This is a genomic window from Mesorhizobium sp. M1A.F.Ca.ET.072.01.1.1, assembly GCF_004023325.1.
Lineage (GTDB): Bacteria > Pseudomonadota > Alphaproteobacteria > Rhizobiales > Rhizobiaceae > Mesorhizobium.
On record NZ_RZSF01000011.1, the window covers coordinates 24353 to 33144 of the forward strand.

General features: G+C 59.5%; 14 protein-coding genes and 1 pseudogene. 2 read left to right on the top strand and 13 right to left on the bottom strand.

The window, feature by feature from the left end:
- Positions 1-35: 35 nt before the first annotated feature.
- Complete coding sequence (locus EOA32_RS03210; protein ID WP_128370848.1) at positions 36-2381, bottom strand: phage tail length tape measure family protein; 2346 nt, start codon at positions 2379-2381, stop codon at positions 36-38.
- Positions 2382-2409: 28 nt separating this feature from the next.
- Here EOA32_RS03210 and EOA32_RS03215 point away from each other — a divergent pair, with 28 nt between their 5' ends.
- Positions 2410-2763: a hypothetical protein gene (locus EOA32_RS03215; protein WP_128370849.1), complete on the top strand. Its 354-nt coding sequence runs from the start codon at positions 2410-2412 to the stop codon at positions 2761-2763.
- Here the strand turns inward: EOA32_RS03215 and EOA32_RS03220 are convergent.
- The 11 genes and pseudogenes from EOA32_RS03220 to EOA32_RS03265 all read right to left on the bottom strand — a co-directional run.
- Positions 2760-2936: pseudogene (locus tag EOA32_RS03220) on the bottom strand (phage tail assembly chaperone); the annotation flags it as partial. The gene EOA32_RS03215 and the pseudogene EOA32_RS03220 sit on opposite strands and share 4 nt — an antisense overlap.
- Before the next feature lie 20 nt (positions 2937-2956).
- A complete protein-coding gene (locus tag EOA32_RS03225) occupies positions 2957-3214 on the bottom strand; it encodes a hypothetical protein (protein ID WP_245499140.1) in 258 nt (85 codons plus the stop codon).
- An 85-nt stretch (positions 3215-3299) separates the two neighbouring features.
- Positions 3300-3728: a phage tail tube protein gene (locus tag EOA32_RS03230; RefSeq protein WP_095784187.1), complete on the bottom strand. Its 429-nt coding sequence runs from the start codon at positions 3726-3728 to the stop codon at positions 3300-3302.
- A gap of 23 nt (positions 3729-3751) precedes the next feature.
- Complete coding sequence (locus EOA32_RS03235; RefSeq protein WP_095830225.1) at positions 3752-4192, bottom strand: DUF3168 domain-containing protein; 441 nt, start codon at positions 4190-4192, stop codon at positions 3752-3754.
- Positions 4193-4205: 13 nt separating this feature from the next.
- Entirely contained in the window at positions 4206-4706 is a 501-nt protein-coding gene (locus EOA32_RS03240; protein ID WP_128370850.1) for an HK97 gp10 family phage protein, read from the bottom strand.
- 5 nt (positions 4707-4711) lie between these two features.
- Positions 4712-5029 carry a head-tail adaptor protein gene (locus tag EOA32_RS03245; protein WP_189406872.1) on the bottom strand — a complete coding sequence of 106 codons (318 nt, stop codon included), beginning with the start codon at positions 5027-5029 and terminating at the stop codon, positions 4712-4714.
- Entirely contained in the window at positions 5029-5259 is a 231-nt protein-coding gene (locus EOA32_RS38370) for a hypothetical protein (RefSeq protein ID WP_189406875.1), read from the bottom strand. Before EOA32_RS38370 ends, EOA32_RS03245 begins: the two co-directional genes overlap by 1 nt.
- Positions 5259-5666, bottom strand: a complete 408-nt coding sequence (locus EOA32_RS03250; RefSeq protein ID WP_128370852.1) for a hypothetical protein — start codon at positions 5664-5666, stop codon at positions 5259-5261. Before EOA32_RS03250 ends, EOA32_RS38370 begins: the two co-directional genes overlap by 1 nt.
- 22 nt (positions 5667-5688) lie before the next feature.
- Entirely contained in the window at positions 5689-7209 is a 1521-nt protein-coding gene (locus EOA32_RS03255; protein ID WP_128370853.1) for an SGNH/GDSL hydrolase family protein, read from the bottom strand.
- Positions 7202-7465, bottom strand: coding sequence for a hypothetical protein (locus EOA32_RS03260; protein WP_128370854.1), 264 nt, complete (start codon positions 7463-7465; stop codon positions 7202-7204). Before EOA32_RS03260 ends, EOA32_RS03255 begins: the two co-directional genes overlap by 8 nt.
- An 8-nt stretch (positions 7466-7473) precedes the next feature.
- Positions 7474-8061, bottom strand: coding sequence for a head-tail connector protein (locus EOA32_RS03265; protein WP_128370855.1), 588 nt, complete (start codon positions 8059-8061; stop codon positions 7474-7476).
- Positions 8062-8112: 51 nt separating this feature from the next.
- Here EOA32_RS03265 and EOA32_RS03270 point away from each other — a divergent pair, with 51 nt between their 5' ends.
- The gene (locus EOA32_RS03270; protein WP_128370856.1) at positions 8113-8316 is read left to right on the top strand and encodes a hypothetical protein; all 204 of its coding nucleotides are present in this window, start codon (positions 8113-8115) and stop codon (positions 8314-8316) included.
- On the opposite strand, the gene EOA32_RS03275 is transcribed toward EOA32_RS03270, so the two are convergent.
- On the bottom strand, positions 8313-8747 hold the full coding sequence (locus tag EOA32_RS03275; RefSeq protein WP_128370857.1) for a hypothetical protein: 435 nt from the start codon (positions 8745-8747) through the stop codon (positions 8313-8315). The genes EOA32_RS03270 and EOA32_RS03275 overlap by 4 nt on opposite strands.
- Positions 8748-8792 lie beyond the last annotated feature (45 nt).

Genomic DNA, 8792 nt, shown 5'->3' on the forward strand with positions numbered 1-8792 from the left:
CGCCTGAAAGGGGACGTCAGGGAGATTTATCGTTGTCACAGCATCCCCCTGACCTTCGCGTCGCGGATCGACTTCACGACCTTCGGCGTGAATTCCTTCTCAAACTTCTTGAGCGCAGCAGTTACCTGCTCGCCGGCATCGTTGCCGCCGCCCTGCACCGAAATACTAGGCGCGAACGTCACGCCAATGTCGCCACCGCGTGCGGCTGGCGCCTGAATTGCGGGCATCTGTGGTGCGGCAATCGCTCGGCCACGGCGCATGGCCTGGACCGCGGCAACGCCGCCGTTTCGCGCGACGTCGTCCTGGCTGAAAACCACCTCGCCCTTGTGGACGAGACCGGCGACCTTTTTCTTGCCGCCGGGGCCGGTATAGCCGCCCGTGTCATAGAGGCCCATATCGCTGTTGAGGGCGCCTCCGCCGGGGAAGACGTTGCCGGAACTGCCGCCGCCGAAAATGGCGCTGAAGATGCTCCCGATGCCGCCGCCACCGCCTGCGGAGTTGGCCTGCATGATGGCGTCGAGAAGATCGTTTTCGATCTTGTCGATAACCTTATCGAGCGCGTTTTCGGCGATCTTGGCGAAATCCTGCCAATCAAGCTTGCCGTCGTCCAGCGCTGAGCGGAGATCGTCAAACGCACCCTTCAGCACATCGCGCTGAAGATCCTGCATTTCCTGCGCCTTGCGCAGCGCATCGGCCTGCCGGGCATAAGCATCCGAAACCGCATCGATCTGCGCGATTTGGGCTGGCGTGAGTTGGGCATTTTGCCAGTCAGTGTCGCCCTTCTTGCGGGCTTCCTCGCGAACCTGCTTCAGTGCCTGCTGCTCGAGGTCGAGTGCCGTGCTACGCTTGGTCTGCGCCTCGTAGGAGAGCCCAAGCGCGTTATATTCCTCGTTCAGAGCGGCTGTGCGGTCCCGGATGGACTGCAAATCCTCCGCAAAGCGATCGTCGGCAGTCTTCGGTTGTGCACGTGCTGCACGACGAGCCGCGGCATCCGCCTTGCGCTTTGCAGCTTCGGCCGCCTTGTCATATTCATGCCCAAGGTCTTCGCGGTTAGGTGCTGGCGTCGGAACGATATTCGCGCCGCGGGCGACTGCGTCATCCACCTGCGCGGCAAGCGGATTGTAGACGCGACCATTGGGTGAACTGCCAGCCGCTTTGGCGTATGCATCGGCCACAGCCTGCGAGGCGCCGTGCGCCTCAATGATGATACCGCGCAGGCCTGCAATGATGCCGGCGAAACTTGGGTTGGCCTGCTCAAGCGCGGCGATAGCGGCATTGATCTCATCAATGCTGGTCTTGCCGCTCTTGGCGTCGTCAAAGATGTCCTGCAGCGCCTTTTGTAGCGGCTCGGAAGTGACGCTGGCCATCTTACGATTGAATTCGTCAATCGTATCGGCGATTTCATCGACAGGCTGACCGAGACCGGGAATTTCTGCGGCGGTTTTTGCCGCCTCGGTAGCCAAATCGCGAAGCGCATCTCGAGTGGAGGCCAGTTTTGGATTGGCTTCCGCAACGGATTCTATTTGCGCGAGAAAAACCTTGACGTCGCTGGTGTTAGCCAGATCATCCAACGCCTGCTTGAAAGGCTCAAATTGCGACCGGAGAACTTTTTGCAGCGGACCTTGTCCGCCACCACCGGCACCAATCGTCTTATAAACTTCGTCAAAGATGCCCTTGATCTGCGTCGCGAGAAGATCCTTGGAGTTCTGGACTTCCTTGTCGTTAAGCGAATTGACCGAGCTGACCGGCAGGGCGGCGTATTTCTTCTTCTTGGCCGCCGCATCGTCCCACGCGTCGCCTAGCAACTTGATGTTGCCCTCGTGCGTCTTTGTGATCTCGTCCAGCGTTTTTAGGTGCGAGCCGCCGACCATCTCGTACGCGATGAAGGCAACGCCCGCCGCAGCAATGGCAGCCGTAGCCAACGGGAACTTGGTCGCCAGACCGATCGCGCCCTCGCCGATCGCCTTGATAGACGCCATTGCGCCGCCAGGGCCGCTCTGCAGTGCATCAAAAATCTGACCCGCCTGCGATGCAAAAATCTGCATCGGGTTAGCACCAAGAGCAAACATGGTGGCAAGGTCGTTACCCTGCCGCGTCAGGTTGAGGACTTGAGAGGAGGTAAGCTTTGACGTGTCGGCTACTTCGGCAAGCGCGCCTTTCCACTCCTTCACCCTTGAGGACACGGGAATGCCGATCATAGCGTTAATGCGCTTTTGGATCGGAGACATCGACTGATCGATACCCTTCCCAAGGCTGTCGAACTGCTTCTGAATTCCAGAAGTAGTTTGACCGACGTCCTGGCCGAGTTGCTTTAGCTGCCTCTTGATGGTAGTAAGGTCAGTACTTACACTAATAAGAAGGTCATCGGTTTTATCAGACATGTTTGAACCTTCTTGCGGGGGAGAGGCAATGAAGTGGCTGGTTGGTGCGGCTTGTGTGGCGATAATCGCGTCAAGTGCGGTCTACCTGGATGGCGCATATACCGCCTATGCCGCAGTCAAAGAACAGCAGAGAATGACCGCTATAGCCGCAGAGCAAGAGGCTAGCTTGGCCGCCTATCGCGAGTGCAGAATGACCGTCTCTGACTCGGTTGGCCCCGGATATCCGGGAACCAATATAAAGACCGTCTCTACAGCGGTACTTGCCGGAGACCGATGCATTCTGAAGTACCCCGAGCTCGGGGATTCCTATCCGGGATCCGCCTTGCAGACGGCGCAGATGCGCGAGCGAGTTAGGCAATTGCGCGCCGTCAGCAAGGACTAGCCATATTTCGCCAACAGCGCAGCCATATCCTCGTCGCTTGGTCCCGAATCTTTCTTCTCGCCGCCGCTGAGCGCGTTAAAGCCCTCGATCGCCATCATGTATTCGGTGAGCGTCGACCGCCAAAACACCTCTGGCGTCCAATGAAGGGCGCCGAATGCGCCCTTCATCCAATCTCGCCAGGGGAACGGCTTTTCTACCCCGCTGCCGGCGCGGCTTGCTCGTTTTTTTGCTCACCGTCGAAGTGGTGCGCGAGCGCCAGCGCGAACGCATCCGAACATGCCTTGAAGTGCTTGAGCCTAAGCGCATCAAGCGCCGCAGCCTTATCGCCGCGAACGGTAAGCAGTTCGATGGCAGCCATGGTGGCCGCCGCCTCAACGCCGGAAAGCCGCTGAAACAAGTCGCCAAGCGACTTGCATTCCAGCCGCGTGGAGACCGCGGCCAGCCCGGCCATAGTGGCGGCAATTACGAGGTCAACGTCACCCACCCTAAGGGCGACCTCTCCTCTTGCGCCGTTAACCTCTAATGCCATGCCCTACTTACTCCGCAACATACGTCAGTGCGCCGCCAGCCATGAAGGTAGCATCGAAGCCCATCGTGCCTTCCTGCTCGCCGTTTAGGGTGAAGTCGGTCACGTACCAAGGGCCGGTGTAGGAGCCGAGACCAGGCACAATAACCTTGGCATTGAAGGTCACGGCGTTGTTGACGTAGCCCATAAAGGTGGACTGGGCGGCGCCAGCCACAAACTTGCCGGAGCCGGAGAAAGTGCGGTTCTTGATACCGGGGACACCAGTCTTCTGCGGCGTGTCGCCAGGATTATTGCAATCCGGAATCGTGGTGTCGACATCGTTCGCCGACATGTTGAAATTGCGCGTCTGCAGGCCGCACAGATTGTTGAAAGTCTCAGGGCTTCCGCCATCGCCGATTTGAATCAGCAGTAGCCTGCCGGTCTGTTGTCCGTCAGCCATTGTAGGCTCCATAAATTAGGTTGCTAAAGCGCGGCCGAGGATTCGATTACCGCTTCGAAGTCGATGACCGCATGGCCGGTTACGCCATCCGCATCGTAGAACACGCGCTCGCCGCGGTGTTCCAGCGTCACCAGCCGCTTGCTGGGCAACGCTAGTGGGTAGTCATGCAGGGCGTTGGCGATCTCGTAGGCGATCGCCCTGGCGTCCTGCAGAGCGCCTCCGGTGTTCGGAAGCGGATTGCTTTCGTCCGTCCAGACATGGATTGTCATATCGGCAATCGTGCCGCTGACGCATTGCATGTCGACGCGCCGCGTCGAGACGTCATCGACCGTCACGTATGGTGGCGAATATGATGCTGGCGGACGATAGAAGATGTTGCTGGCAGGAACCAGGCTCGTCAGCGCCGTGTAGGATCGTAGGCGTGCGGTCGCAACGCCGACGAGCTCATGTGCCGGTGCGGCCATGCGCCCTCCAATGCTACTTATTGTTGGATGCTTTCACGGCCTTGCTGATCGCACGGCTGATCTTGGCCTTGGCTGCCTTGCGGAGCGCCTTCCACGTGTAGAATACATGTGGATGCGCTCGCGAGCCGGGATGCGCCACAGACGGCACAGAAACCAATCCGCCATCGGAGCCGGCAAACACGACGTTTCCGCCGTTCTTGCCCTTGATGACGTGCGGTGCCGTACCGAACTCAAGAAGGCGCCAGATGAAGTCGGCATAAACCGCTGTTGCGTCTGGATCCTTGGACTGCTTGCCGCCCACCGGCTGAATGCCGGGATTATCGGCCTGCCTGCCGCCTCGAATGCTGGCCTTGTAGTCGCCAGAATCTACAGGCGCACGGCTGGCAATTCTGCTAGCCAACTCTTGCGCCACCTCTAACTTGGCCTCTGCGGCGGCTGTCGCTGCCTCTGGCACCAGTTCATCAAGTCTCCGCTGGAGCGCCTCGCGGCCGATGATCTTCGTCTTGATCGCCATGACCGCTAGCTACTCTCGCCTTCTACGACCAGCATCTCAACCATTGCGCCACGCTCGTCAGGATTGACGATCGTCTTGATATTGAAGAACCGGAGCGGCTTACCGCCGACAAGGCCCTTGCGCGCGTCATAGGCGCGCCAGGCTGGCGTCACTGCGCGCGTGTCGGCGCAACTGCGAACCGTCAGGTTATACGGCTGCAAAGCAGCAAGGCGAGCCGCCGTCTTCGTCTCGACATCGGCGCCGAACTTCGGCTGCAGCCGTGCGGAGATGGAGAACACGTCGGCAAAATCGCCTGTGACGTCATTGCCGTACTCGTCCTGCACTACCGATCTTCGCTGGAAAACAACCCGGCAGTTAAGGGCGCCGGCCCCGCTTCGCTTGGCCATTCAACCGCCTCATCGTTCTTGTTCAACTTGCGCAGCCGCACAGCCGCGCCGGCGGTGGTGGCCAATTCAGCCGCCTCACGCGTCACGTTGAAGTCGCCAACCGGGTAAGCGATCGTGAAGCCCGGCTGGCGATAATCCCACGGATGGCTAAAGCGCACCCACGCCATTACAGAGCCGCGTCTGGCGCCTGGATGTCGACGTTGATTACGGTCGCGCTTGAGGCCAGGCCGATAAGCGCCGGATGGTCGCCGGTGGTCAGGTCGGCAACTGGAACAATCGAGCCTGGCGCGGCACCAAGATAGTAGGCAACGCCCGCCGTAACCGCGGCGCCGATGGTGATCGGGCCGCTGGTATGCACGGCGAGAGGCTGGCCAGATGCCGCCGCATGCAGCGCAATGCCCTTCGGCTTACGCACGATCGCCGAGGCGTCGTTGGTGTCGGCAAGCTTGTACGTGTTGTCCGCCGCCTTGTAGACAACTTGGCCGGCAGTGATGGCTGCGCCGGCAGTGCCGTTGTCGCGCGTGGAATTGGCTCCAGCGGCCACGTTGGCAGCCGTGATTACAAGTGCCGTCAATGCGGCCTCCTTATTGATTAGATTAGCTTGCTAGCGCAGCATTGATTGCCGCAGCGCTTATCGGTGCCGCATACTGCTCATAGGCCGAAGCCGACAGGTGCGTGCCGTCAGGGTAGATCGATGTGTCTGCGGTCGTGGCCACCAAGCCTAGAACCGCATCAGCCGCGAAGTCAGCGACCGTGTAACCGTTGACGCTGGCGTTGTTGCGGATTTGGGTGTTGAGGTCCTGCCTGTCCAAATCCTTGGCCGAGCCAGCGGCGCCAAAGCCCGTACGCGGAAGGCATGTACCAACCACACAGCGCACACTTGAGCCCTGCGCCTTTCGATTGGCGACCCAAGTCTGGATTTGGCCCATGACGGTCGATGCAACGCCGGTACCGGCAATGATATCATTAGTCCCGGCCCACAGGTGGAACACATTCTTGCCAGTTATCGAGCCGCTGTAGAGCGTCCCCTCCCTAGTTGCCTGATTGGTGGCAATCGTCGCCATCGTCTGGCCAGCAACGCCGAGGTTCCAAATCTGCTTGTTCGATGCAGATACGGCAGCAGACGCGAGACGCGGCAGGGTCTTGTTGTCGTCCGTGTAGACGCCTTCGGTTATGCTGTCCCCAACGAAGATAAGATTGTTATCGAACGATGTCGGCACGCCAAAGGCGGTGATCGCCGCCGTGCGAGCATCGGTTATCTGCGTATCGGTCAACTGCGATGGGTAGACGGCGAAGAGGCAATAGTCCTGACGCGCAGCTTTGTTCCAAGCGCTCGCGACAGAGCTGAACCCGAGATAACCACCCGTTATCGCCAAAGTAGTTGGCGCTGTAATCGTACTCTTGGTGCCAGTCGTCCTATAGATGCCGGAACCGGTTGCCCCCGTCCCCATTCCATAGAACTCAAGCACGTCCTTGGCTGCAGGTGTCTTGTCGTTGACTGCGCCAGGATACCAGCGGATCGACATCGCGTTGCTTTGTGAGAGCAGCAGCGCGTCAGACTGAGCGTTGTTCGGAAACTCGTATGGCGTCATGCCTTGCAATGACACCGAGGATGCAAACACCATTAGCTTCGTGTTGCCCAAACGATTGAACGCCACGCCGGCAGGAATGTCGAAGTACCGCGGCAGTGCGTTTGCCAGCGTGTTATCGGCCCGCCGCGTTCCAGCAATGATCGCATCACGGCCAGCCAGCAGCTTGGGCATTTTCGCTTGCGTGGTTTGCGTCGCGTGGTTGCCGTTGCCGCTCTGGTCGTACCAAGTCTTGACCAGAATGGCGTCTGACGGGGATGCCTTGAAGGCCATCGCAGAAGCAATGTCGATCTTGCGGCTGATCGTGCGGTAGCCGATGTCCATTTCGGCGCTGTCTGAGGTGCGCACGATGCGGCAGCAGGCAAGCGCCGAACCAGAAATCGCGTTTGTCGAGTAGATCGCCCCGCCTGCGCCTGTGGCCGGCAGGACGAGATCGACCCCTGCCGCCTCAGATGGCAGCATGCCACCATGCCTCGCCAGCGCTGGCCGCGCTAACGGCTCAAATATCGGATCGAACAGCTTAGCCACTGAACACTCCGCACGTAGCACCTGCAACGCGAGAGAAGCGGTAGGTGCCAGGTGCGGAAATCAGCGTTGACGGCGATGTTGACGTCAAAGAGCCGACAACATTGTAGGCGCCCGCGTCGTCCTTGAGCTTAATAATCACCAGTGCGCCGCCGTCCGCCACACCCTTAAGGCCCACCGCCAGCGGTGTCCCGGCGGCGACAATAACGTCTGCCGAATCGGCGGCGGTATTCGCCGTCGCAAGAATTTGAGTTGCCATAATCGGTCCTAACTCGGCCAATGTTTCAGCGGCCCAAGCAGGGCAGAGACGCCCGCAGGCATCTCGGTCAGCTTAATGTCGGATGCGTTTTCTCTGCGCTCATACCACTGCGCAACAAGCAGCAATATTGCGTGCTTAACCGCCTGCGGGATTGTCGCGTAGCCAGCCGTAAAGGTGATTTTCACCGCTTCAGGCTGGATGCGCGTATCCGGCCATGTCGAATTGTACGCCGGCAACACAAAGCCAGCAGAATTGACCGACGCGACGCCAAATTGGCGGAAATCGGTTATGGTCTGCGCCGCGCCATCGATGTCGACATACTCGAATGCATCGACCGACTTCAGCGGCGGCAGCGGAAGCGTAATGCGTCCGCACTTGCCAGCCGGGAAACCGTCAATAATGAGTTGCCATTTTCGCTCAGCGAAGCTCCGTCCAAGCCATGCCGGCTCCGGGCCGTCAACGTGATTTGCGGCCACATCTGCGAGTGATTGCAGATAATCGTCGTCGTCGCTGAAATCTACGGCACGAACGTGCCGCTTTACCTCGGCGGCAGTAACGAGCGGCGCCGCAGCGTCAGTAATCAGCTTAAGCGCCATTCGTTCCTACTTCCTGCGTCTGCCGCGAGGCTCTTCGGGGGCGGCAACCAGATGGGTGACGTCCGATTCTGGAGAAACTGCATCCTCGGCTACCGGCTCGACGGCTTCCGCTGCGATTTCCTCGATGTACTTCTCGAGAAGAAGGCCAGCCGTGGACGAGCCAAAATCCTCACGCTCGTCTCCGATAACCAGATCGACGGCGTGGATGCCGTCCGCCCCATAGGCGAACGGCCGAACCACTTTATACGCCATTAGGCGGGCGGATTGGCCGAAGGCTTGCTGCGCGCGTTGCCGAGCAACCAGACGCCAGCGACGCAAGCGTTGCCGGTGTTGTTGGCCGGGGTAATCGTCACGCGAACGTAACGCTTGATACCGACATAGCCAATCTTGAACACCTTGTCGTCGTCGGCAAACGTGAAGCCGGCAAGGGCCTCAGTGCCAAGCAGGAAGGTATCCGCAACAGCCGCAGCGTCGGAAAGGTTGGCGGCGTCGCCGTCCTCAACCAGAACGGTGAAGGTGGCGTCGGCATCAGCGAGCGAGCCGGTCAGGATGAGAAATTCAACCGAACCGTAGCCAGCCGTGTCAACAATCTGTGAAACAATCGCAGTGTTATCGGTCTGCGCGGCGGCGACGGGCGAAATGCCACGCTTCGGCGCAATGTTATTATGAAGGTCTTTCGTAGCCATATGGCTTACTCCTTTTCAGAATGGGAAGGGCGGCCACAAAGGACC

What these genes read in the sequence shown, in the direction of transcription:
- EOA32_RS03210 (WP_128370848.1), bottom strand. Translation starts at nt 2,381, where the DNA reads ATGTCTGATAAAACCGATGACCTTCTTATTAGTGTAAGTACTGACCTT.
- EOA32_RS03215 (WP_128370849.1), top strand. Translation starts at nt 2,410, where the DNA reads ATGAAGTGGCTGGTTGGTGCGGCTTGTGTGGCGATAATCGCGTCAAGT.
- EOA32_RS03225 (WP_245499140.1), bottom strand. Translation starts at nt 3,214, where the DNA reads ATGGCCGGGCTGGCCGCGGTCTCCACGCGGCTGGAATGCAAGTCGCTT.
- EOA32_RS03230 (WP_095784187.1), bottom strand. Translation starts at nt 3,728, where the DNA reads ATGGCTGACGGACAACAGACCGGCAGGCTACTGCTGATTCAAATCGGC.
- EOA32_RS03235 (WP_095830225.1), bottom strand. Translation starts at nt 4,192, where the DNA reads ATGGCCGCACCGGCACATGAGCTCGTCGGCGTTGCGACCGCACGCCTA.
- EOA32_RS03240 (WP_128370850.1), bottom strand. Translation starts at nt 4,706, where the DNA reads ATGGCGATCAAGACGAAGATCATCGGCCGCGAGGCGCTCCAGCGGAGA.
- EOA32_RS38370 (WP_189406875.1), bottom strand. Translation starts at nt 5,259, where the DNA reads ATGGCGTGGGTGCGCTTTAGCCATCCGTGGGATTATCGCCAGCCGGGC.
- EOA32_RS03260 (WP_128370854.1), bottom strand. Translation starts at nt 7,465, where the DNA reads ATGGCAACTCAAATTCTTGCGACGGCGAATACCGCCGCCGATTCGGCA.
- EOA32_RS03265 (WP_128370855.1), bottom strand. Translation starts at nt 8,061, where the DNA reads ATGGCGCTTAAGCTGATTACTGACGCTGCGGCGCCGCTCGTTACTGCC.
- EOA32_RS03270 (WP_128370856.1), top strand. Translation starts at nt 8,113, where the DNA reads ATGGGTGACGTCCGATTCTGGAGAAACTGCATCCTCGGCTACCGGCTC.
- EOA32_RS03275 (WP_128370857.1), bottom strand. Translation starts at nt 8,747, where the DNA reads ATGGCTACGAAAGACCTTCATAATAACATTGCGCCGAAGCGTGGCATT.